Genomic DNA, 22,368 nt, shown 5'->3' on the forward strand with positions numbered 1-22,368 from the left:
TTTTTGACGGGTGCGGCGGCAGAATGTCATCGAAACCATTGGGGAGATCCATGTCCGAAATCGCCCACATCGCCGCAACCCTGTTCAAGCGCGCCCACCATGCCGAGCGCTTCGTGATCGGCATCGCCGGCCCGCCCGGATCGGGTAAGTCGACGCTGTCGGCGGCGCTGCGCGACGTGCTGCCCGAAGGCTCGGCCGCAGTGGTGGCGATGGACGGCTTTCACTTCGACGACGCGGTGCTAGCCAGTCGTGGCCTGAGCGAGCGCAAGGGCGCGCCCGAAACCTTTGATTTCGCCGGCTTCGAAGTGCTGCTCAAGCGCCTGCGCGCCGCCGAACCCGACATCGCCATCCCGGTCTTCGATCGCAGCATCGAGCTGTCGCGGGCGGCAGCCGAGATCGTCTCGGCCGACGTCAAGTTCATTCTCGTCGAGGGCAACTATCTGCTGCTCGACGAAGAGCCGTGGCAGCGGCTGCACCAATTGTTCGACTTTACCATCTTCGTCGACGTGCCACGCGAGGAGCTGGAGCGGCGGCTGGTCGAGCGCTGGCGCGAGCATGGCCGCTCGGACGCCGATGCGCGCAACTGGATCGACAGCAACGACATGCCCAACATCGACCGGGTGCTCGCAGCCAGGCGCGAAGCCGACCTAGTGATCGGACGTACCGGGCCGCTTTGACGGTCCGCAGTCGTCAGAAGCGCCGCGTGTCACGAGGACGCGCGGCGCTTTCTTTCGATTTTCGGGCTGACTAGCCGCGTGCTGGAATGTTCAGGCCTGCCTGCACCGCCGGGCGGGCCAGGCCCCGCTCCAGCCATGCCCCGACATTCTCGAAGCTCTTGAAGCCGACAAGGTCACCGGCGTCGTAGAAGCCGATCAGGTTGCGCACCCAACCGAGCATCGAAATGTCGGCGATGGTGTAGTCGTCGTCCATGATCCACTTGCGGCCTTCGAGCCGCTTGTCGAGCACGCCGAGCAGGCGGCGCGACTCGTCGCGATAGCGCTCGAGCGGGCGCTTGTCCGCGATCTCGCGGCCGGCGAATTTGTGGAAGAAGCCGAGCTGGCCGAACATCGGGCCGACAGACGCCATCTGGAAGAACACCCACTGAATGGTCTCGTAATGGCGGGCGCGGTCGGCGGGGATCAGGCGGCCGGTCTTCTCGGCAAGATAGAGCAGGATCGCGCCCGACTCGAACAGCGCCAGCGGCTTGCCGCCGGGGCCGTTGGGATCGAGGATCGCCGGGATCTTGCCGTTCGGGTTGAGCGACAGGAACTCGGGCGTCCAGCTCTCGTTCTTGCCGATATTGATGGCGTGCGCCTCGTAGGGCAGGTCGAGCTCTTCGAGTGCGATCGATACCTTCACGCCGTTCGGCGTCGGGAAGGAATAGAGCTGGATGCGGTCGGGGTGCTGTGCCGGCCAGCGGGCAGCAATCGGAAATGGAGTGAGATCGCTCATCGACGGTTCCTCGTGGGATGGGCCGGCGGGAAGCGCGCTGGCCAGAATGGTGGGGGCCGCCAAGAGTTAGTCATGCAGACACGCCGCATCAATATACAGCGTGCCTGTTTTGTCAAAATGACAGATGAGACCGGAGACGGCGGTCAGACTGCCTTGACCGCCACCACGGCATTGGTGCCGCCAAAGGCAAACCCGTTGCTGATCGCCACACGCACGTCGCGCTTCTTCGCCACGTTCGGCGTCACGTCGAGATCGCAATCGGCGTCCGCCTCGCGATAGTTCGCAGTCGGCGGCACGATGCCTTCGCGCACGGCATTGACGCAGGCGATCATTTCGAGCGCACCCGAGGCGCCGAGGCAATGGGCATGCATCGACTTGGTCGACGACACCGACAGCTTGTCGGCATGGGCGCCGAAGACCCGACGGATGGCCGCCGTTTCGATCTGGTCGTTGGCCTTGGTGCCGGTGCCATGGGCGTTGATGTAATCGACGTCCTCAGGGGCCAATCCGGCATCCGCCAGGCAGGCGCGCATCGCCGATGTCGGGCCATCGACGGTCGGCGCCACGATGTCGGAGGCGTCGCCAGACATGCCGGTTCCGGCAAGTTCGGCCAGGATCGTCGCGCCGCGGGCAACGGCGTTGTCATAGGTTTCGAGCACGACCATGCCGGCGCCCTCGCCGAGAACCAGCCCTTGCCGGTCGGCGGAGAACGGACGGCACGTGTCGGGTGCAACGACGCGCAGCGCTTCCCAGCCCTTGATCACGCCCCACACCAGCGGCGCATCGGTACCGCCGGCGACGATCGCGTCAGCGCGGCCGAGCAACAACTGGTCCATTGCGGTTGCGAATGCGTGGTTGGACGACGAGCAGGCGGAGGTGACGCCGAACACCGGCCCGCGCAGGCCAAGGCTCATGCTGACCTGGCCGGCGGCGGCACCCGGCATGACCTTCGGCACGGTGAAGATGGCGGCGCGGTTCCGGCCTTCGAGCAGGATGGCGCGGTAATTCTCCTCGATCGCTTCCCAGCCGCAGACGCCGACGCCGACGATCGTGCCGACACGATGCGTGTTGTCTTCGTTCACAACCAGGCCGGACTGGCGCAACGCTTCCTTGGCCGCGATCACGGCGAGAAGGCTGAAGCGGTCCATGGAAACGAGCTGCTTGCGGTCGATGCCGTGCTCGGGCAGTTGCTTGATCTCGGCGCCGATGCGGATCTTCAGCTCATGCAGCTCGCCATTGGTCAGCGGCCCGATGGCCGAACGGCCGGCGCGCATGGCATCCCAGATGGCGGGTGCATCGGTGCCGAGCCCGCACAGCCCGCCGATACCGGTGATGACGATGCGGGGACGCTTCATCTCAGGCAGATTTTGCAATCAGGGCGCGAACGGCTTCGACCATGTCGCCGACATTCTTGAGGTTGCTCCAGGCGTCGACGGTATTCATCTCGATCTCGATATCGTACTCTTCCTCGAGGTCGAAGATGATCTCGGTGAGTTCGAGCGAGTGGATGCCAAGCGCCGTCAGCTCGGTGCCGAGCGTGATCTCTTCGCCACCTTCCTCGGCATGCGCCTTGATCTTGGCGATGATGTCCGTTGCCAACTGGTCGGCCATAAATACCCTTCCCCAGAACTCTCTAACTTGTCATGTCCGTGCCGGCAGCCCTGCGCCGGGCCAGAACCTGACATTATCAGACGATACCGCCCCCGAATTGAGCCAAAAAGGCGTCCCTGTATAGAAAGCGAAACGCGAGGAGGCAACAAGCTTGTATATCGACAAATCCCCCATTGCCGCTACCCTCCGGGCATCATGACATCAGGCACATCCTTGTCCGCCCAGGCTGACGCAGCGGCAATTTCCACGCAGCGCGTGAAGGCGCGGGCCCGCATCGAGGTCGAGCACCGCGCCGGCCGCAGCCGTCTCGCCCGCCTCTACCAGGATGGCGCGGCCAAGATCAGGCTGCCCGAGACCAGCGCCGATCCGCTCGAAGCGGTGCTGATCAACATGGCCGGCGGGCTGACCGGCGGTGACAGGCTCGACTGGGAGGTTTCGGTCGGTGCGGCCGCGCGCGCCGTCCTCACAACCCAAGCCTGCGAGAAGGTCTACCGCGCGCTTGCCGGACACGCCGAGGTCGACGTTCGCCTGTCGGTAGGCGCCGGCGGCTTCCTCGGCTGGCTGCCGCAGGAAACGATCAGTTACGACCGCGCCGCCTTTTCACGCACGCTCGACGCCGATCTCGCCGCGGGCGCCGAGGCGCTGATCGTCGAGGCGACCGTGTTCGGCCGCTCCGCCATGGGCGAGCGCGTCGAAAACGGCACCTTCCGTGACCGCTGGCGCATCAGGCGCGAGGGCCGGCTTGTCCATGCCGAAGATTTTTCCGTCGGTCCCGACATCGGCAAAACACTCAACCGGCCGGCCTCGGGCGACGGGCGCATCGCCGTTGCAACATTGCTGCTCGTCTCCGAACGCGGCGAACAGTTGCTCGAGCCGGCGCGGCAAATCGTCGGCGACGACGGTGGCGCCAGCTTCTGGACGGTCGGGCAAACTGGCAAGCTTCTTGCCAGGCTTTACGCCGGGGACGGCTACACGCTACGGAAACGACTCATGCCGCTGGTCGCCCTGCTCAATGGACGGGCAGGACTGCCCAGATTGTGGTCACTCTAAGAATTTCGGTGCGCGAATGAACCTGACGCCAAGGGAAAAGGACAAGCTTCTGATCGCCATGGCGGCAATGGTCGCGCGCCGGCGTCTGGAGCGCGGCGTCAAGCTCAACCATCCCGAAGCGGTGGCACTGATTTCCGACTTCATCGTCGAGGGCGCCCGCGACGGTCGCTCGGTCGCCGAGCTGATGGAAGCAGGCGCTCATGTCATCACCCGCGCCCAGGTCATGGATGGCATTGCCGAGATGATCCACGACGTCCAGGTCGAAGCCACGTTTCCCGACGGCACCAAGCTCGTCACAGTCCACGAACCGATCCGCTGAGGCCGCCATGCTCGAACTGCGTCCCAATTGCGAATGCTGCGACCGCGACCTGCCGCCCGAGGCGAAGAACGCCGTCATCTGCACCTTCGAATGCACCTTCTGCAGCGACTGCGCGGAAGGTGTGCTCTCGGGCAGCTGCCCCAATTGCGGCGGCAACTTTTCGGCTCGGCCGATCCGGCCCGCGGCCATGCTTGCGAAATATCCTGCTTCGACCAGGCGCGTGCTGAAAGCCGAAGGCTGCGCGTCGAAATCCGCCGCCTGATTGCCCTGAACGAAAGGTTATCAACGATGCTCAAGCGTCTCGCTGTCGCCCTCTCCTTGATGTCTTTGTCGGTCGCGCCCGCTTTCGCCCACCTCAATCCGGATGAGCACGGCTCGCTGCTCGCCGGCGTGTCGCATCCGCTGTTCGGCATGGACCACATCCTCGCCATGGTGGCCGTCGGCCTGTGGGCTGCCCTGCTCGGCGGCCGCGCCCTGTGGCTGGTGCCCGCGGCGTTCGTCGCCACCATGGCCGTTGGCTTCGCGGCTGCCATCGCCGGAGCGCCCCTGCCCTTCGTCGAACCGGTCATCCTCGCATCCGTCGTGGTGATCGGCCTGCTTGCCGCGATCGCGCTCAAGGTGCCGACATGGGCCGGCATGTTGGTGGTCGGCGTCTTCGCCCTCTTCCACGGCCACGCCCATGGCGGCGAACTCGGCTCGGCCGGCGCGCTGAGCTTCGGCATCGGCTTTGCGCTGTCGACGGCACTGCTGCATGCCACCGGCGTTGGTCTCGGCCTCGGCATCGGCGGCGACACCGGCCGCCTCGTCACCCGCATCGCCGGCGCTGCCACGGCCCTCGGCGGCCTCTGGCTGGCGCTAGGAGCATAAGAGCATGATCCCCGGTGAAATCATTACGGCCGAAGGTTCGATCGAGCTCAACAAGGGCCAGCCGACGGTAACGCTCAAGGTCGCCAATACGGGCGACCGGCCGATCCAGGTCGGCAGCCACTTTCACTTCTACGAGACCAATGGCGGCCTGAAATTCGACCGCGAACAGGCACGCGGCATGCGGCTCGACATCGCCGCCGGCACCGCCGTGCGCTTCGAGCCCGGCCAGGAGCGCGACGTCACGCTGGTGCCCTATGGCGGCAAGCGCGAGGTCTATGGTTTCCAGAAGAAGGTGATGGGTAAACTCTGATGCCGGCACAAATCTCCCGCGCCTCCTATGCCAAGATGTTCGGCCCTACCGTCGGCGACAAGGTCCGGCTCGCCGACACCGAGCTGTTCATCGAGGTCGAGAACGACTTCACATGTTATGGCGAGGAAGTGAAGTTCGGCGGCGGCAAGGTCATCCGCGACGGCATGGGCCAGAGCCAGCTGAGCCGCGCCCAGGGTGCCGTCGACTGCGTCATCACCAATGCCGTGATCCTCGACCACACCGGCATCTACAAGGCCGATGTCGGCCTCAGGGACGGGCGCATCGCCGCCATCGGCAAATCAGGCAACCCAGACACCCAGCCCGGCGTCACCATCATCATCGGACCGGGCACCGAGGTCATTGCCGGCGAAGGCAAGATCCTGACCGCCGGCGGCATCGACACCCACATCCATTTCATCTCGCCGCAGCAGGTCGACGAAGCACTGAACTCCGGCGTCACCTGCATGGTCGGCGGCGGCACCGGCCCGGCGCATGGCACGCTCGCCACTACCTGTTCGCCGGGACCATGGAACATCGCCCGCATCATCCAGGCCTTCGACGGCCTGCCGATGAACATCGGTGTCTTCGGCAAGGGCAACGCCTCGCTGCCGGGCGCGCTGGAGGAGATGGTGCTGGCCGGCGCCTGCGGGCTCAAGCTGCACGAAGACTGGGGCACGACGCCGGCGGCCATCGACACCTGCCTGTCGGTCGCCGACGCCCATGACGTCCAGGTGACGATCCACACCGACACGCTCAACGAAGGCGGTTTCGTCGAGGACACCGTCGGCGCCTTCAAGGGCCGCACCATCCACTCTTTCCACACCGAAGGTGCCGGCGGCGGCCACGCGCCTGACATCATCAAGGTCTGCCAGTACCCGAACGTCATCCCGGCCTCGACCAACCCGACGCGACCCTACACGGTCAACACCATATCAGAGCATCTCGACATGCTGATGGTCTGCCATCATTTGTCGCCGTCGATCCCCGAAGACATCGCCTTCGCCGAAAGCCGCATCCGCAAGGAGACCATCGCGGCGGAAGACATCCTGCACGACCTCGGTGCGTTTTCGGTGATCTCATCCGACAGCCAGGCCATGGGCCGCGTCGGCGAGATGATCATCCGGACCTGGCAGACCGCCGACAAGATGAAGCGCCAGCGCGGATCGCTGCCCGGGGAAAAAGGCAACAACGACAATTTCCGTGCCCGCCGCTACATCGCCAAATACACCATCAATCCGGCGATCGCGCATGGCATGTCGCGCGAGATCGGCTCGATCGAGGTCGGCAAGCGCGCCGACCTGGTGTTGTGGAATCCGGCCTTCTTCGGCGTGAAGCCCGATATGGTCCTGCTCGGCGGCTGGATCGCCACCGCGCCGATGGGCGATCCCAACGGCTCGATCCCGACGCCGCAGCCGAGCCATTTCAGGCCGATGTTCGGCGCCTATGGCAAGGCGCTGACCCACAGCTCGATCACCTTCGTCTCGAAGGCCGGGCTGGAGGGCGGCCTGCGCGACCGCATCGGCGTGGCAAAAGAGATGGTGGCGGTCGAAAACACCCGCGGCGGCATCGGCAAGCGCTCGATGATCCTCAATGATGCCATGCCTGAAATCGACGTCGACCCCGAAACCTATGAGGTCCGTGCCGACGGCGAGCTACTCACATGCGAGCCGGCGACGGTGCTGCCCATGGCGCAGCGCTACTTCCTGTTCTAGCTTCAGGCTTGCGATGAGGAGGCCGCGATGAAGCTCGAAATGATCCAGGTGGACGCCTTCACCGACAACGTTTTTTCGGGCAATTCGGCTGCCGTCGTGTTCCTCGCGGACTGGCTGCCCGACCAGGTGCTCCAGGGCATCGCCCTGGAGAACAACCTCGCCGAGACGGCGTTCCTCAAGCCAGGCCACGATGGCTGGGACATCCGCTGGTTCACGCCCACCGACGAGGTGCCGTTCTGCGGTCACGCCACGCTGGCCTCGGCCTGCGCGCTGCATTTGCGCAAGGGTGTCGAGCGCACCATGCGTTTCTCCACCCGCGAGGTCGGCGATCTTCTCGTCACACCGCAGGGTGACGGCTATCGCATGGACATCCCGCGCTTCGACCCCGACTTCGCCATATCAGGCGATGCGCTGGTCAACGGCCTGCGCGATGACCGCTGGGTGCAGTTGTTCCGCAACCGCGAGAACTACTTCGTCGAGCTGGCCTCCGAGGCTGCGCTGCTTGCCTACCGGCCCGACCTGCCGCGCATCGCCGAACTCGGATCGTTCGGCCTGTGCATCACAGCGCGCGGCAATGATTGCGACTTCGTCTCGCGCTACTTCGCCCCCGGCGCCGGCATTCCTGAGGATCCGGTTACCGGCTCGACGCATGCCACGCTTGCTCCCTACTGGGCTGCAAAACTCGGCAAAACGAGCCTTTCAGCACGCCAGCTGTCGTCCCGCGGCGGTGTGCTCGGCTGCGAAGTCGCGGCCGCCCGGGTCTATCTGATTGGCCAGGCGGTGATCTATATGGACGCCACGATCCACCTTCCCTGACCGCGTCTGCCGCCGGGGAATCGCCCGCGACCTGATGCCACGTCGGTTGCGCTGGAACCGCCTCCGGCCAATTGGTATTGAGCCCGCGCTAGCTAAAAATTCGGCAGGATTCCCCGAGCCCAAGATCGGGGGTCCCGCTATCTTGGAAATGGAGTTTCAAATGATCGGCAAGAAAGTTCCGGCTGTCACCTTCCGCACGCGCGTGCGCGACGAGGCCGTCGGCGGCCCGAACCCCTTCCGTTGGGAAGACAAGTCCTCAGCCGACTATTTCGGCGGCAAGCGCGTCGTGCTGTTCTCGCTGCCGGGCGCCTTCACGCCGACCTGCTCGACCTACCAGTTGCCCGACTTCGAGAAGCTGCATGGCGAATTCCAGGCCGAAGGCATCGACGAGATCTACTGCGTCTCGGTCAACGACGCCTTCGTCATGAACGCCTGGGGCAAGTCGCAGAACCTCGACAAGGTCAAGCTGATCCCCGATGGCTCGGGCGAGTTCACCCGCAAGATGGGCATGCTGGTCGCCAAGGACAATGTCGGCTTCGGCATGCGCTCCTGGCGCTACGCCGCCGTCATCAACAACGGCCGCATCGAAAAGTGGTTCGAGGAAGAAGGCTTCGCCGACAATTGCGACAGCGACCCCTATGGCGTCTCCTCGCCGCAGAACATTCTTGAAGCGCTGAAGAACGACGACGTCGCCGAAGCCGCATAAGCTTCGCCGTCCTCGCTTGATACATACCCCGGCCGCGAAAGCGCGCCGGGGTTTTTTTGTGTCTCGCACACGGCGTGCTCACGGCAACGTCTATTGGCTGGACAGCTGATTCGGCGCACGATGCTCCCTCCAACCCTCGCCGTGAAAACTTTCCCGGAACCGACAATGCCCGCATTCGACCATCCTAGGAGCGTCCCATGACGCCCGATATCCCGGCCGAGGTCTTCCCGCATATCCGCATCGTCATGGGCATGATCATCGGCCTGGGCATGGCGCGGCTCCTGTCGGGCGTCGCCCGCATCGTCCAGCATCCCGACCAGTACAGGCTCTACCCGGTGCACCTCGCCTGGGTGGCGTCGCTGCTTCTGACGCTGGTGCATTTCTGGTGGTGGGAGTTCGGCCTTTACGCCATCGACAGCTGGACCTTCGGCACCTACCTGTTCATCCTCGGCTACGCCATCGCGCTGTTCCTGCTGTGCGCGCTGCTCTTCCCCGATTCGATGCAGGACTACAAAAGCTACGAGGATTTCTTCTATTCGCGCCGCGCCTGGTTTTTCGGGCTGCTGGCGCTGACCTATCTGCTCGACGTCATCGACACGCTGGTCAAGGGCGAGGCGCATTTCGCCCATTTCGGTGGCGAGTACCTGATCCGCACGCCGATCCTGGTGGCACTTTGCCTCATCGCCATCGCCACCGCGAGCAGGCGATATCATCTGGCATTCGTGACAGCGACTTTGCTGTATCAGATATCGTGGATCTGGCGGCTGTTCGACACCATCGTCTGAGCCGCCGCCGGCCCCCGCCACAGGAACAACGCCCCATGCTGCGCGCAACCAAGATCATCCGTGCCGAGCCCACATCAGGCGCGCAGCCCTTCGACGTCGCCGTGCTCGCCCATGACGAGCGCCACATCAGGCGCCGTGCCATCGCGCTGTCCAATGGCGAACGCGTGCTCGTCGACCTGCCCGAGCCGGTCGTGCTCGAAACCGGCGACCTGCTGCTGCTGGAAGACGGCCGCACGGCCGGCGTCGTCGCCGCCGAGGAGGAGCTCTACGACATCCGCGCCCGCGACGCCGTCCACCTGACGCAGCTCGCCTGGCACATCGGCAACCGCCACCTCGCCGCTGCCATATCGGCCGATCGCATCCTCATCCTGCGCGACCATGTCATCAAGGCGATGTTGGAGGGTCTGGGTGCCGAGGTGATCGACATCGTGGCCCCTTTCGAGCCTGTGCGCGGCGCCTATTCCGGCCATGGCAACGATCACAGCCACGCGCATGATCATGTTCATTCCCACGGTCACGCCCATCATCACGAACGCGGCCGCAATCATGGTCATGACCACCATGAGCATGATCATGAGCACGACCATGCTCATCACCACGACCATGGCGGCCACCATCATCACCACCATGACTGAGCGCGGCAATGCCTCGCTGTTGCGGCTGATGGCCTGGCTGTCGCCGACCTTCCCGGTCGGCGGATTTTCCTACAGCCACGGCCTCGAACGGGCCGCACATGATAATCTGATCGGCAGCCGCGACGACCTCGCAGCATGGCTGACTGCGCTCGCCGAGATCGGCTCGGGCTGGAACGACGCGGTGCTGTTCGCAGAAAGCTGGCGCCGCGCCGCTGCCGACGGCGACCTGCGCGAGGTGGCGGAACTCGCCGAAGCATTGGCCGGCTCGCGCGAGCGCCACATGGAATCGATGCTGCAGGGCGAGGCCTTCCTCAGCGCCGCCGCTGCTTGGCCGCATCCTGTCGTCGCGCGGCTTCCGGCCGAGTGCCCCTATTGCGTCGCCGTCGGCGCCGTCACCGGCGCCCATGGCATAACGCTGGAAGATGCGCTGGCCGCCTGGCTGCAGGCTTTCTCCACCAACCTCCTTCAGGCGGCAATCCGGCTAAGCGTCATTGGCCAGACGGCTGCAACCAGCATCATTGCCGGCTTCGAGCCTGTGGCGCTCCGTGTGGGCGCACGTGCGGCAGTATCGACCCTCGACGATCTGGGGTCCGCTGCCCTAACCTCCGACATCATGGCGATGCGCCACGAGACCCAACATTCGAGACTGTTCCGCTCATGATCGTTCTCGCCTTCGCCCTGGCCTTCGTGCTCTATCTGATCGCCGCAATCCACGCCTATTGGGGCCTCGGCGGCGTCTGGCCCGGTACGGACCAGGCCTCCTGCGCCCGCGCTGTCGTCGGGGCTCGCGGCATCAGGACCATGCCCACGCCCTTTGCCTGCTTCGCCGTCACCGCTTGTCTCATCGTGGCGACGCTGTGGCCGCTGGCGCTTGTCGGTGTCTTCGCCACGCCCTTTCCCAAGCCTGGCCTGGCAGCGTCGGCGCTGATGGTCGCGCTGGTGTTTATCGGCCGTGGCATTGCCGGCTTCACGCCGGCATGGCGCAGGCTCTCGCCCGAGATGCCGTTCGCTCGGCTCGACAGGCAGTATTATTCGCCACTGTGCCTCGTCATCGGCACGGGTTTCGTCATCCTCGCCTTCAACGGATTCCAGTCATGACCTCGAAAAACGGCCCGCTTCGTATCGGCATCGGCGGCCCGGTCGGCTCGGGCAAGACGACGCTGACCGAGAAGCTGTGCAAGGCGCTGCGCGACGAGTTTTCCATCGCGGTCGTCACCAACGACATCTACACCAAGGAAGACGCACTGCTGCTCGCCCGCCTGCAGGCGCTGCCTGAAGAGCGCATCATGGGCGTGGAGACGGGCGGCTGCCCGCACACGGCCATCCGCGAGGACGCCTCGATCAATCTGCAGGCGATCGCTGAGATGAACAGGAAATTCCCCGACCTCGACATCGTCTTCATCGAATCCGGCGGCGACAATCTGGCCGCGACCTTCTCGCCCGACCTCGCCGACATCACGCTTTACGTCATCTCGGTCTGCCAGGGCGAAGAGATCCCGCGCAAGGGCGGCCCCGGCATCACCCGTTCCGACTTCCTGGTCATCAACAAGAGCGACCTTGCGCCTTATGTGAACGTCAATCTCGAGGTCATGGAAGGCGACGCCGCCCGCCAGCGCGGCAAGCGTCCGTTCGGCTTCACCGATCTGTCGCGCGGCAAGGGGCTGGAAGCGGTCATCGACTTCATCGTCGAGAATGGCGGGCTGAGGCTGGACCAGCTGAAATCAGCATGAGCCGATGTTGCCGCGCCAGTCATGACGCGGCATTCTTCCTGCCACCGCATCGCTCCGAAGCCGGCAACGACCTTGCGAAGGTACGATACGCCAGCAAATTGCGAGGGAGGAACAAATGCCCGTCACCCAGCTCAAGCAGACCAATCTGCCGTTCTACGAAGAGCGCGTCGACCTCGCCTGCGCCTTCCGCTGGACGGCGCGACTCAATATGCACGAAGCTGTGGCCAACCATTTCTCGCTTGCCGTCAACGACGAGGGCTCGAAGTTCCTGATGAACCCCAACCAGGTGCATTTCTCGCGCATCAAGGCGAGCGACCTTCTGTTGATCGACGCCAACGACCCCCAGACGATGTCAGGCCCCAACGCGCCCGACCCGACCGCATGGGGCCTGCATGGCGCGGTCCATCGCAACTGCGCGCACGCGCGCTGCGTCATGCATGTCCATTCGATCCACGCCACCGTGCTGGCCTCGCTTGCCGATTCCACCTTGCCGCCGATCGACCAGAACACCGCGATCTTCTTCCGCCGCCATGTCGTCGATGGCCATTATGGCGGGCTCGCCTTCGAGGAAGAAGGCGAACGCTGCTCGCAGTTGCTGGCCGACCCCAAGATCAAGGTGATGATCATGGGCAATCACGGCGTCATGGTCATCGGCGACAGCGTCGCCGATACCTTCAACCGGCTCTATTATTTCGAGCGCGCCTGCGAAACTTACATCAAGGCGCTGTGGACCGGCCGGCCGCTGCGCACGCTATCCGACGAGATCGCCGAAAAGGCCGCGCTCGAGCAGGAAGACTATCCCGGCCAGGCCGAGCGCCACCTCGCCGAGCTCAAGGCGATCCTCGACGAGCAGGAGCCGGTGTACCGGAACTGAGAGGCAGGTTTTATTTCGTCTCCGTTTGATCGCCGACGCTACGGCACGGACGCGGGGTCTGCGCAGTCGTTCCACTCCTGCGCCGCCGGAGGATGACGAATGTGAGATGACGGCTCTGCGATTCACCGTCGTTGGGAGTTAGCCATGAGGGCAAATGCGTTCGTCACCCTCGGGCGGAGCAGAGCGAAGCGACGTCGCGAAGATCCGGGATTCACGCCGTGACATCTCCGCCGCGCCAAAAAGTCCCGTCCAGATCCTCGTAGCTAGTCCAGCCCAAGCAGCGCCCTGACCTCTTTAGCGCTATGCGCCACCAAGGCGCCAGCCGGGCCATCGATCCTGTCCTGCGGCCAGAAGATTGTGCGCATGCCGGCGGCAACGCCGGCCATGGCGCCGGTGACGCTGTCTTCCATGACAGCCGTGTCGGCCAGGTCGATGCCGGTGAGGTAGGCAGCGCGCAGATAGGGTTCGGGATCGGGCTTGCCGAGACGCACGTCGTTGCGGCTGATCGTCTTCATCGTCGGCTCGTGCACGCCGACGGCCTGCAAATTGGCCTCGACCACTAAGCGGTCTGAATTGGAGACGATCGCCTGGACCACACCCCTTGCCTTCAGATCGCGAAAGATCTCCATCGCGCCCTCGCGCGGAAGCAGGTCCGGCGCGCGGCCCAGATAGTGATCGTATTTGAGGGCAATCCAGTCGTCGAAGTCTAGGGCGAGGCCGAACTGGTCGCGCAGCACCTCATAGACCGGCCGCGCCGCCTGGCCGACGACACGCGCGTGCAGGTCGGCCGGCGGCTCGATGCCGACGCTGCGCAGCGCCGAAACAAGCGATTCCTCGTGCAGCGGCTCGCTGTCGATCAGCGTGCCGTCCATGTCCCAATACACTGCCTTCGGCGTCATATGACCGGTCCCTGTTCACCCCATTGCTCATAGGAGCTTTGGCGGCGGAAATGAACCGTTGATATGACAGCGGGGAACACATGCGCGTGCGGAGGCTCAAACCCGCCGGCCGCAAGGGTCCTTGCCGTCGATGTAGCCGACGTCGCGCTGGAGGTGGTCCGGCAGGTCACGGAAGTCCAGCACGCGTTTGCGCGAACGCAGCCCGAAGGCTGCAGCCAGACGCGAGGTCCAGCCGATCTGCTCGCAATGGAAAAGGCTTGCCTGTGCCGTGGCCATGATCGTCATCCTTTATAGATGCTTGAAGTGTGCTGATGTCTTGACCTAGATATTGGTCTGGAATGATTGACTTTTCCAATTGAACGTCGATCACGACCCATTAAATGGCCTTATGTATGGGAGTGCGGGAAATGCCGCTTCAACTGCCGCCTTTGACCGCGATCAGGGTGTTCGAAGCCGCTGCCCGCCAGGGCAGTTTCACCAAGGCCGCGGCCGAGCTCGGCATGACCCAGGCCGCCGTCAGCTACCAGATCAAGCTGCTCGAGGAGCGCGTCGGCGCACCGCTGTTCCTGCGCAAACCGCGCCAGGTGGTGCTGACCGAGGTCGGCAGCCGCATGGTGCCTATGGTGACAGAGGCATTTGGGCTGTTGAGCGAGGCCTATCAGGTGGCGCGCGCCGGCTCCGGCGGCACGCTCGGCATTTCGACGGTCCACACCTTCGCGTCGAACTGGCTGGCCCCCCGCATCGGCTCGTTCCAGCTGCGCCACCCCAACATCGCCGTCCGCCTCGACACCTCGAGCTACCTCGTCGATTTCTCGCGCGAGGAGATGGATATCGGCATCCGCTCCGGCTCAGGCAAATGGCCCGGGCTTGCCACCCATTTTTTGCTGCGCTCGCAATTTTCGCCCATGCTCAGCCCGCGCCTTGCCGAAAGCATCGGCGGGATCAAGGAGCCGGCTGACCTGCTCAAGCTCAGGATCCTCAACCCCGCCGACATCTGGTGGAAGGACTGGTTCGCAAAGGCCAATGTGCCGGCGGACGCACTCGACAGGATGCCCGATACCAGCCTGGGTTCGCAGGCCGCCGAGGCCAATGCCGCCATAGCCGGCCAGGGCGTGACGGTCCTGACCACGGCGCTGTTCACCGCGGAACTGGCCGAGGGCCGGCTGATCCAGCCGTTCGAACTCACTGCCCATGGCGGCGACTACTGGCTGGTCTATCCCGAGGGACGCCGCAACGTGCCCAAGATCCGGGCTTTCCGCGAATGGATCATGGCCGAGCTCAATTGCCCGACGGATGCGACAGGCGACTGACAGCACAGCCTGCCCACCTCTGCTGGCATAATCCTTGGTCTTGGTGACAGCTTGCCACAACTGGCACTTTCGGTCACAAACGGCGCCACGACGCGCCAAAAGGGCGGATTCCGTCGTCAAAACTCGCGATATCGACGCCAAATGAGCCGCGATATCGCCACCGAAAGACGAAAAACCATGTCTGCGATCGCAACCGGCGCGCAATCACCGGCCACTCCTTGGCGCGACGAACTTCGCGCCATGCTGGCGCTTGCCTGGCCGATGATCCTCACCAATCTCGCCCAGACGGCGATGACGGCGACCGACGTGATGATCCTCGGCCGGCTGGGTCCCGATGCGCTGGCCGCCGGCGCACTCGGCTCCAACCTCTATTTCGCACCACTGATCTTCGGCCTCGGCCTGATGTATGCGACCTCGCCGATGATGGCGGCCGAGCTTGGCCGCAAGCGCCATTCGGTGCGCGACGTCCGCCGCACCGTGCGCCAGGGCCTGTGGATCGCCGTGCTCATCTCGATCCCGATCTGGGCCCTGTTGTGGTACGCCGAGGAGATACTTCTGGCGATGGGCCAGGAGCCCAAACTCGCCGAGCAGGCCGGTATCTACGTCCATCACCTGCAATGGGCGGCCTTGCCGTTCTTCGGCTACATCGTGCTGCGCTCGTTCATCTCGGCGCTGGAGCGGCCCGGCTGGGCGCTGGTCATCATGGCGATCGCGGTGGCGGCCAACGCGCTCGGCAACTGGCTTCTGGTGTTCGGCAAATGGGGCTTCCCCGAGATGGGCATCGCCGGCTCCGGCCTTGCCACCAGCATCGCCAGCGGCATGATGTTCGTCGGCATGGCGGCCGTCGTCATGATAGAGAAGAAGTTCCGCCGCTACCACCTGTTCGGTCGCTTCTGGCGCGCCGACTGGCCGCGCTTCAGGGCGCTGCTCAAACTCGGCTTGCCGATCTCCGGCATCCTTGCCTTCGAGGTGACTATCTTCAACGCCGCGGCATTCCTGATGGGGCTTATCAGCTCGTCCTCGCTCGCAGCACACGCCATCGCGCTGCAGATCTGCTCGGTCACCTTCATGATCCCGCTCGGTCTCGGCCAGGCCGTCACTGTGCGCGTCGGGCTGGCTTACGGCGCCAGGGACCGCGACGGCATCACGCGTGCCGGCTGGACGGCCTATGTGCTTGGCGTCGGCTTCATGGCTCTGATGGCGCTGGTGATGGTGTTCTGGCCGCATTTGCTGATCTCGGCCTTCATCGACGTCGGCGACCCGGCCAACGCGCAGGTGGTCGGCCTCGCGGTCAGCTTCCTGGTCTTCGCGGCCCTGTTCCAGGTCGTCGACGGCGCCCAGGCGGTATCGGCAGGCCAACTGCGCGGGCTGCAGGATACGAAGGTGCCGATGATCCTCGCTGCGATCGGCTATTGGGGCATCGGCCTGCCGCTTGGCGTGCTGCTTGCCTTCCACTTCGGCTTCGAGGGCCGCGGCATCTGGATCGGCCTGTTCTCCGGCCTCGCCGTGGTGTCGGTGCTGCTGTTATGGCGCTGGCTCCGGCGCGACCATCTCGGCCTGATGCACAAGCCGGTGATCTGACGGGCGCTTCGCAGCACCCGTCTAGGCAACCGCCACCGACACCCGGTTGGCGACCCATTTGCCGGCCGCATTGATGATGCGATCGGGATCGCTGTAGCTCTGCCGCAGAAGGCTCTCATAGACCGCGCCCTCGGCGGCGCGGTCGAGCGGCGTGGCCGAGCCGGTCATTGCCTGCAGTGCCTCGCCAAGTGCCGTCACAGCTCCCGACCCCTCGTCGAACTGCGCCTTCTTGCGCCAGACGAGATCATGCGGCAGCAAGTCGGCGCAGGCCTTGCGCAGGATCCATTTCTCCGTCGTCGGTCCGGTGCTTTCGGGTGAAGCCGGATCGGTGCGCCTGAGCTTCAGCGTCGCCGGAATGCTCTGGGCGAAATCGATCAGCTCGCGGTCGAGGAACGGCGTGCGCGCCTCCAGGCTCTCGGCCATGGTGACGCGGTCGACGCGCTGCAGATTGATGTTGTGCATCGTGCCCAGCGAGCGCGTCAGCTCGTCTGCCAGCTCGCGCGGCCGGTCGATATAGGCGTGGTGATAGCTATAGCCGGCAAACAGCTCGTCGGCGCCTTCGCCCGTCAGCACCGCCTTGACGTGCCGCCGCGCCAGCCTGGCGGCCAAATGCGTCGGCACCGCCGAACGCACCAGGTCGATATCAGCACTTTCGAGATGATAGATGACATGCGGCAGCACGTCGGCAACCTCTTCCGGCGTAAACGCATGCTCGAAATGCTCGGTGCCGAGATAGCCGGCGACCCGCCGCGCCGCGATCAGATCGGGGCTGCCGGCGAGGCCGACGGAAAATGTCTTCAGCCGCTTCGGCGACTGCCTTGCGGCGATTGCCGCGATGATCGAGCTGTCCAGCCCGCCCGACAGGAACGACCCGACCTCGACGTCGGCGACCATCCACTTGGCGACCGCCTCTTCCAGCACCAGCCTGAGCTCGCGCCAGGTCAGCTCCTCGTCGATACCGGGCTCCGGGTCGGCCGCACCTTGCGGTATGCGGTACCAGCGCCGCATGCCGGCCTGGCTGTCGAACATGACGCCAGGTTCGAGCGCTTCGATCTTTGCGACATCTACGCCGTCGAAGGCCTTGAGCTCGGATGCAAACGCCAGCCCCTCGCCGATATGGGCGACATAGAGCGGCTTGATGCCGAGCGGGTCGCGCGCGGCAATGATGCGATCCGGGGTCGCCAGCACGAAGGCGAACATGCCGTCCAGCCGCGACACCCAGCGCAGCGCGTTCTTGCGGAAAAGATGCAGCACGGTCTCGCTGTCGCTGCGGGTCTGGAAGGCGCTCTCGCCGAGGATCGCCCTGAGATCGCTATGATTGTAGATCTCGCCGTTGACGACCAGGATGTCGTCGCCCTGGTAGATCGGCTGGGCCCCGTTGTCGGGGCCGATAATGGCCAACCGGGCGTGCGCCATGACCACCGGGATGTTCCTTGGCCGCAGCACCTCCAGTGCGTCCGGCCCGCGGTGCTCCATCTTGCGGATCATCCGCGAGGCCAGTTCCTCGTCATCGAGGTTCCAGAGGCACACAAATCCGCACATGGCGCTTCGCTCCCGCATGGCCGCCGGGGGTTTTGGTCGGCATGATTGCGATGCTAGGAGCGGCAGCCACCGGGCGCGACAACCGGGCGGCTGACAATTGTCACTCAGGCGACACCGTTCGAAGGTGCCGCCCGACTTGTCGCAGGCGCGTCAGGTCTCCGAGGACATCGCACCCAAGAGCCGCCTGATGTCACCGAATTTGGCGATCAGGCCGAACACCAGCGCCGCCACCGCGACGAAGAACACCGACACCGAGGCCATGGTCGGCGTATAGCCGTAACGCAGGGCATTGAATATCTTGATCGGCAGTGTTTCCAGCGTGAAGCCGATGGTCATGTAGGCGACGATGTACTCGTTGAGCGACAGCACGAAGGCGAAGGCATAGCCCGAGACGAGATAAGGGCGGATCAGCGGCAGCACCACCGTCTTCAGCACCGTGCGGTCGTCGGCGCCCATCGTCGCCGCTGCCTCGACCAGCGAACGATCGATGGAGGCGAAGCCGAGCGACAGCGTCACCAGCGGCAGGGTGACGAAGAAGATCGCGTGGCTGATGACAGCCGTCCAAGGTTGGCCGTAGAAGCCTGACGTCGCCCAGAAGGTGAGCATGCCGAGTGCGGTGATGACAGGCGGCAGTATGAACGGGGCCAGCCCGAGGATCTGGAACACGTTGGCCCATGGCGCTATGCGCCGCCACAGGAACCATGCCAGCGGAAGCGCTATGGCGACAGCGAGAGCCGCCGCAGTGACCGCCAGCGACAGCGAGGCAAACAGCGCCTTGCGCCATTCCGGATCGACAAAGATCTGTGCGTACCAGGCCAATGAAAAGCCTTTCGGCGGAAAGGCCAGGTCCTGCTTTTCGTTGACCGAGACGCCGGCAACGACGATCAACGGGGCCGCCAGGAACAGGGCAACGGCGACGAAATAGAGCCGGCGAAGGAAAGTCTGTATCACAGCGCGTTCTCCCTGCGTCCGACCAGCAGCGTCAAGCCGACAAGCGCCAGCGACATCAGCACCAAAAACACCGCCATCGCCGCGGCAAACGGCATGTTGGACTGGTAGATGGCCTGGTCGGTGATCAGCACCGACAGTGTCCAGTGCGACGGCCGGCCGAGGATCTGCGGCAACAGATAGGAGCCGAGCGCGAAGACGAAGACCATGATCAGTGTGGCGACGATGGTGTTGCGCAACGCCGGCACCACGACGTTCATGAACGCCCTGACCGGCGAGGCGCCGAGTGTCCGCGCCGCCTCCAGCAGCGTCGGGTCAAGCCGCACCAAGGCGGGATAGAGCACCAGGATCGTATAAGGCAGCGCCTGGTAGACCATACCGGTCAGCACCGCCCAGAAGCTCGGCGTCAGCGCCACCGGCTCCTTCATCAAGCCGATCGCCACAAACAGATTGGTGATGCCGGCGGTTCGTGTAAACAGCGTCGACCAGGCAAAGCCGATGATGACTTCCGACAGCGACAGCACCGACAGCAGGCAGACCAGCCAGATCGTCTGCACCTTTCGCGGCCGCTTGGTGAGCAGATAGGTGAAGGGAAAGGCTATGACCACGCAGCAGATCGCCACCATCACCGCCAGCACCAAGGAAAAGCCCAGCACCTTGCCGAAGAACAGACTGAGGAAACGGGCATAGTTGGAGAAGACGAAATCCGGCGTATAGAAGCCGGAGGGATCGCGCTGGAAGAAGCTGACGGCGATCATCGTCGAGAACGGCACGACGAAAAAGACGATCAGCATCAGCCCGGGAAAGAACAGCGGGCTGTAATCGGCAAGCGATTTCGGCGCCTCGCGTTTCATGATTTCAGCACCACGCAAGACTGCGCCGGCAATGTCACGCCGACCTGCTGGCCGGCCTTGACGTCGGGCCGCTCGCGTGGCGTCGCCACTGCGATGATTGTCTTGCCGCCTGTTTCAACGAAGGTCTCGATGGTGCCGCCGAGATCGCGGACGAAGGTCACCGTGCCTGATATGGCGTCGCCGCCGACGGAGCCGAGATGAACGTCCTCGGGGCGGATCGATACCGAGGCTTTGGTCAGGCCTTCAGGTATCGTGAGGCCTGCAATGGCCTGGCCGAGCACCGAGACCCGGCCGGCGCGATCAACTTCCGCGTCGAGCAGGTTGGTCATGCCGATAAAGTCGGCGACGAAGGCATCGGCCGGCTTGCGGTAGATATCGATCGGCGGTGCGGCCTGCAGGATCTTGCCGTTGCCCATGACGACGACGAGGTCGGCCATGGTCATCGCCTCGCGCTGGTCGTGGGTGACGACGAAGGTGGTGATGCCCAAGCGCTGCTGCAGCTGGCGCAATTCGACCTGCATCGCCTCGCGCAGCTTGGCATCGAGCGCCGACAGCGGCTCGTCGAGGAGGAACAGCTTCGGCGACAGTGCCAGCGCGCGGGCAATGGCAACACGCTGGCGCTGGCCACCCGACAGCTTGGCGACTGGACGGTCGGCGAAACCGGGCAGATGAATGAGCTTCAACAGCTCGTCGGAGCGCTTCTTCTGCTCTTCGCGTGACGCCCCGCGAATGCGCAAGGGATAAGCGATGTTGTCGCCGACGGTCAGATGCGGAAACAACGCCAGCGACTGGAACACCATGCCGAGATTGCGCTTGTGCGTCGGCACCGGTGTGATGTCGGTTCCGTCGAGCAGGATCGCGCCGCTCGAGGGGTCCTCGAGGCCGGCGATCATGCGCAGAAGCGTTGTCTTGCCGCAGCCGGACGGGCCGAGCAGGCAGACGAACTTGCCATGCGGCACCGACAGGTTGGCCGTATCGACAGCGGTGAAGTTGCCGAATGACTTGGTGATGTCCTTAAGCACGAGTCCGGACATGAGGGGGCCTTGAAATGTTGGAGCGGCGTTGCGGAAACCGTTGCTTCTCCCCGTTCACGGGGGAGAAGATGCCGGCAGACAGATGAGGGGCGGTGCGAGCCTTGCCGCGCCGGCTCTGCCCCTCATCCTGCCCTGCGGGCCACCTTCTCCCCGCGAGCGGGGAGAAGGAAAAACGCAGATCAGCCGACGATCAGTTCGGTCCACTTCTGGTTAATCCAGTCGGCCTTGGTGGTGTAGAGATCGTAGCGCGGGATGATCGGCGGGATGTCGGACGACACGCCGGCGAACTGTTCCGCCGTCAGGTCGGTCAGCTCGCGCTTGACCGTCGGTGCGGTGCCGACCTTGCGCGACATCAGCGCCTGTACCGCCGGCTGGCACATATGGTCGATGAAGGCATGCGCCTCTTCTGTCTTCTTCGAGGCGCGCGACAGCACCCACGAGCCGGAATCCTGGATGCCGCCTTCCTTGGGAAAGGTCGAGCGCACGGGCTGGCCCTCGGCGGCGGCGAGGCCGGTGACGTCGTGGTAATACTGCCCCATCGGAATCTCGCCCGACTTCAGCGCCTGTTCGAACTGCGCCTCGTCGCGATACCACAGGCGGACATTCGGCTTGACCTCGGCGAGCTTCTCCAGCGCCTTCTGGATGCCTTCCTCGGTGTCGAGCGCCTTGGTGCCGCCCATGAAAGTGGTCGCCGTCACCTCGAGCAGGAAGGAGTTGGAGGCGAGCGCCAGCAGGCCGAGCTTGTCGGCATTGGCCGGATCCCAGAACGCAGCCCAGCTGTCGGGCGCGGTCGGGAAGACGTTGGTGTTGGTGACCAGCGTGATGTACCAGGCAACAGCACCGATGCCGGCGACGCGTCCATCAGGATATTTGTTGATGAAATGCTCGATCAGGTTCGAGCTGTTCTTGATCTTGGCGAGGTCGAGCGGTGCCCACAGCTCGGTCGACTGGCCCTTGAGCATCGAAGTCTGCGACATCATCGACAGGTCGGCCGGCGCCTGGCCTGCCTTGGCCGCCTGCTCCAGCTGCACCAGCCAGGCTTCGCCGGTCGGCTCGGCGACGGATTCGACCGCGATGCCGGTCGCCTTGGTGAATTCGGGGAAGATGTGCTCGTCGAACGACTTCTTGAAGTAGCCGCCATAGACGCCGATCTTGATCGACTTGTCCTGGGCTTTGAGGATCGACGGCATCGCCAGAAGGCTTGCCGAAGCGACGCCCGCGCCCAGCACGGCGCGCCGGCTGATCGGATGGTTCAGGATCTTGGTCATCTCAGTTCTCCTCATTTGGCGCTGGCTTTGTGCCAGCTGTTCCCTGTCGTTATTGTGATGGGCGG

General features: G+C 64.4%; 27 protein-coding genes. 17 read left to right on the forward strand and 10 right to left on the reverse strand.

Annotated elements, in window-relative coordinates:
- The first annotated feature begins 50 nt into the window (after positions 1 to 50).
- Positions 51 to 677, forward strand: coding sequence for a nucleoside triphosphate hydrolase (locus N7E70_RS01850; RefSeq protein WP_067955166.1), 627 nt, complete (start codon positions 51 to 53; stop codon positions 675 to 677).
- Between the two features lie 70 nt (positions 678 to 747).
- On the opposite strand, the gene N7E70_RS01855 is transcribed toward N7E70_RS01850, so the two are convergent.
- From N7E70_RS01855 to N7E70_RS01865, 3 genes are all read right to left on the reverse strand, one after another.
- Positions 748 to 1,452, reverse strand: a complete 705-nt coding sequence (locus tag N7E70_RS01855; protein WP_154385764.1) for a glutathione S-transferase N-terminal domain-containing protein — start codon at positions 1,450 to 1,452, stop codon at positions 748 to 750.
- A gap of 143 nt (positions 1,453 to 1,595) precedes the next feature.
- Positions 1,596 to 2,807 carry a beta-ketoacyl-[acyl-carrier-protein] synthase family protein gene (locus tag N7E70_RS01860; RefSeq protein WP_263005395.1) on the reverse strand — a complete coding sequence of 404 codons (1,212 nt, stop codon included), beginning with the start codon at positions 2,805 to 2,807 and terminating at the stop codon, positions 1,596 to 1,598.
- Position 2,808: 1 nt separating this feature from the next.
- Positions 2,809 to 3,063, reverse strand: coding sequence for an acyl carrier protein (locus N7E70_RS01865; RefSeq protein ID WP_067955172.1), 255 nt, complete (start codon positions 3,061 to 3,063; stop codon positions 2,809 to 2,811).
- 195 nt (positions 3,064 to 3,258) lie between these two features.
- Here N7E70_RS01865 and N7E70_RS01870 point away from each other — a divergent pair, with 195 nt between their 5' ends.
- The 14 genes from N7E70_RS01870 (at position 3,259) to N7E70_RS01935 (ending at position 12,867) form a co-directional block, all read left to right on the forward strand.
- Positions 3,259 to 4,113, forward strand: a complete 855-nt coding sequence (locus N7E70_RS01870; RefSeq protein WP_263005396.1) for an urease accessory protein UreD — start codon at positions 3,259 to 3,261, stop codon at positions 4,111 to 4,113.
- Positions 4,114 to 4,129: 16 nt separating this feature from the next.
- Positions 4,130 to 4,432, forward strand: coding sequence for an urease subunit gamma (locus tag N7E70_RS01875; RefSeq protein ID WP_115729710.1), 303 nt, complete (start codon positions 4,130 to 4,132; stop codon positions 4,430 to 4,432).
- A gap of 7 nt (positions 4,433 to 4,439) precedes the next feature.
- On the forward strand, positions 4,440 to 4,694 hold the full coding sequence (locus N7E70_RS01880; protein WP_067955178.1) for a DUF1272 domain-containing protein: 255 nt from the start codon (positions 4,440 to 4,442) through the stop codon (positions 4,692 to 4,694).
- Between the two features lie 26 nt (positions 4,695 to 4,720).
- Positions 4,721 to 5,299 carry a HupE/UreJ family protein gene (locus tag N7E70_RS01885; RefSeq protein WP_263005397.1) on the forward strand — a complete coding sequence of 193 codons (579 nt, stop codon included), beginning with the start codon at positions 4,721 to 4,723 and terminating at the stop codon, positions 5,297 to 5,299.
- Between the two features lie 4 nt (positions 5,300 to 5,303).
- The gene (locus tag N7E70_RS01890; RefSeq protein WP_067955182.1) at positions 5,304 to 5,609 is read left to right on the forward strand and encodes an urease subunit beta; all 306 of its coding nucleotides are present in this window, start codon (positions 5,304 to 5,306) and stop codon (positions 5,607 to 5,609) included.
- The gene (gene ureC / locus N7E70_RS01895; protein ID WP_067955184.1) at positions 5,609 to 7,321 is read left to right on the forward strand and encodes an urease subunit alpha; all 1,713 of its coding nucleotides are present in this window, start codon (positions 5,609 to 5,611) and stop codon (positions 7,319 to 7,321) included. Before N7E70_RS01890 ends, ureC begins: the two co-directional genes overlap by 1 nt.
- 27 nt (positions 7,322 to 7,348) lie before the next feature.
- Complete coding sequence (locus N7E70_RS01900) at positions 7,349 to 8,137, forward strand: PhzF family phenazine biosynthesis protein (protein WP_263005398.1); 789 nt, start codon at positions 7,349 to 7,351, stop codon at positions 8,135 to 8,137.
- A gap of 160 nt (positions 8,138 to 8,297) precedes the next feature.
- Positions 8,298 to 8,843, forward strand: coding sequence for a peroxiredoxin (locus tag N7E70_RS01905; protein WP_067955188.1), 546 nt, complete (start codon positions 8,298 to 8,300; stop codon positions 8,841 to 8,843).
- A gap of 197 nt (positions 8,844 to 9,040) precedes the next feature.
- On the forward strand, positions 9,041 to 9,628 hold the full coding sequence (locus tag N7E70_RS01910) for a hypothetical protein (protein WP_067955190.1): 588 nt from the start codon (positions 9,041 to 9,043) through the stop codon (positions 9,626 to 9,628).
- A 35-nt stretch (positions 9,629 to 9,663) separates the two neighbouring features.
- On the forward strand, positions 9,664 to 10,263 hold the full coding sequence (locus tag N7E70_RS01915) for an urease accessory protein UreE (RefSeq protein WP_263005399.1): 600 nt from the start codon (positions 9,664 to 9,666) through the stop codon (positions 10,261 to 10,263).
- Positions 10,202 to 10,924: an urease accessory protein UreF gene (locus N7E70_RS01920; RefSeq protein WP_371746538.1), complete on the forward strand. Its 723-nt coding sequence runs from the start codon at positions 10,202 to 10,204 to the stop codon at positions 10,922 to 10,924. Before N7E70_RS01915 ends, N7E70_RS01920 begins: the two co-directional genes overlap by 62 nt.
- A complete protein-coding gene (locus tag N7E70_RS01925; RefSeq protein WP_263005400.1) occupies positions 10,921 to 11,361 on the forward strand; it encodes a DUF3995 domain-containing protein in 441 nt (146 codons plus the stop codon). Before N7E70_RS01920 ends, N7E70_RS01925 begins: the two co-directional genes overlap by 4 nt.
- Positions 11,358 to 11,993 (forward strand): urease accessory protein UreG, encoded by a 636-nt coding sequence (ureG, locus tag N7E70_RS01930; protein ID WP_067955196.1) that lies wholly within the window; start codon positions 11,358 to 11,360, stop codon positions 11,991 to 11,993. Before N7E70_RS01925 ends, ureG begins: the two co-directional genes overlap by 4 nt.
- A 115-nt stretch (positions 11,994 to 12,108) precedes the next feature.
- Entirely contained in the window at positions 12,109 to 12,867 is a 759-nt protein-coding gene (locus N7E70_RS01935; protein WP_263005401.1) for a class II aldolase and adducin N-terminal domain-containing protein, read from the forward strand.
- A 263-nt stretch (positions 12,868 to 13,130) separates the two neighbouring features.
- Here the strand turns inward: N7E70_RS01935 and N7E70_RS01940 are convergent, their stop codons facing one another.
- Together N7E70_RS01940 and N7E70_RS01945 are read right to left on the reverse strand one after the other, a co-directional pair.
- Complete coding sequence (locus N7E70_RS01940) at positions 13,131 to 13,766, reverse strand: HAD family hydrolase (RefSeq protein ID WP_263005402.1); 636 nt, start codon at positions 13,764 to 13,766, stop codon at positions 13,131 to 13,133.
- Positions 13,767 to 13,862: 96 nt separating this feature from the next.
- Entirely contained in the window at positions 13,863 to 14,042 is a 180-nt protein-coding gene (locus tag N7E70_RS01945; protein WP_154385754.1) for a hypothetical protein, read from the reverse strand.
- Between the two features lie 131 nt (positions 14,043 to 14,173).
- Here N7E70_RS01945 and N7E70_RS01950 point away from each other — a divergent pair, with 131 nt between their 5' ends.
- Both N7E70_RS01950 and N7E70_RS01955 read left to right on the forward strand, forming a co-directional pair.
- Positions 14,174 to 15,076, forward strand: coding sequence for a LysR substrate-binding domain-containing protein (locus N7E70_RS01950; protein ID WP_154385753.1), 903 nt, complete (start codon positions 14,174 to 14,176; stop codon positions 15,074 to 15,076).
- A 177-nt stretch (positions 15,077 to 15,253) separates the two neighbouring features.
- Positions 15,254 to 16,657 (forward strand): MATE family efflux transporter, encoded by a 1,404-nt coding sequence (locus N7E70_RS01955; RefSeq protein WP_263005403.1) that lies wholly within the window; start codon positions 15,254 to 15,256, stop codon positions 16,655 to 16,657.
- A 21-nt stretch (positions 16,658 to 16,678) separates the two neighbouring features.
- Here the strand turns inward: N7E70_RS01955 and asnB are convergent, their stop codons facing one another.
- From asnB to N7E70_RS01980, 5 genes are all read right to left on the reverse strand, one after another.
- The gene (asnB, locus tag N7E70_RS01960) at positions 16,679 to 18,199 is read right to left on the reverse strand and encodes an asparagine synthase (glutamine-hydrolyzing) (protein ID WP_263005404.1); all 1,521 of its coding nucleotides are present in this window, start codon (positions 18,197 to 18,199) and stop codon (positions 16,679 to 16,681) included.
- A 150-nt stretch (positions 18,200 to 18,349) separates the two neighbouring features.
- Entirely contained in the window at positions 18,350 to 19,147 is a 798-nt protein-coding gene (locus N7E70_RS01965; protein WP_185910376.1) for an ABC transporter permease, read from the reverse strand.
- Positions 19,147 to 20,001 carry an ABC transporter permease gene (locus N7E70_RS01970; protein WP_154385751.1) on the reverse strand — a complete coding sequence of 285 codons (855 nt, stop codon included), beginning with the start codon at positions 19,999 to 20,001 and terminating at the stop codon, positions 19,147 to 19,149. Before N7E70_RS01970 ends, N7E70_RS01965 begins: the two co-directional genes overlap by 1 nt.
- Positions 19,998 to 21,035, reverse strand: a complete 1,038-nt coding sequence (locus tag N7E70_RS01975) for an ABC transporter ATP-binding protein (protein WP_154385750.1) — start codon at positions 21,033 to 21,035, stop codon at positions 19,998 to 20,000. Before N7E70_RS01975 ends, N7E70_RS01970 begins: the two co-directional genes overlap by 4 nt.
- A 179-nt stretch (positions 21,036 to 21,214) precedes the next feature.
- Positions 21,215 to 22,303 (reverse strand): ABC transporter substrate-binding protein, encoded by a 1,089-nt coding sequence (locus N7E70_RS01980; protein WP_154385749.1) that lies wholly within the window; start codon positions 22,301 to 22,303, stop codon positions 21,215 to 21,217.
- Between the last annotated feature and the right edge of the window lie 65 nt (positions 22,304 to 22,368).

Origin of the sequence: Aminobacter sp. NyZ550, assembly GCF_025628925.2 — a bacterium.
Taxonomy (GTDB): domain Bacteria; phylum Pseudomonadota; class Alphaproteobacteria; order Rhizobiales; family Rhizobiaceae; genus Aminobacter; species Aminobacter ciceronei.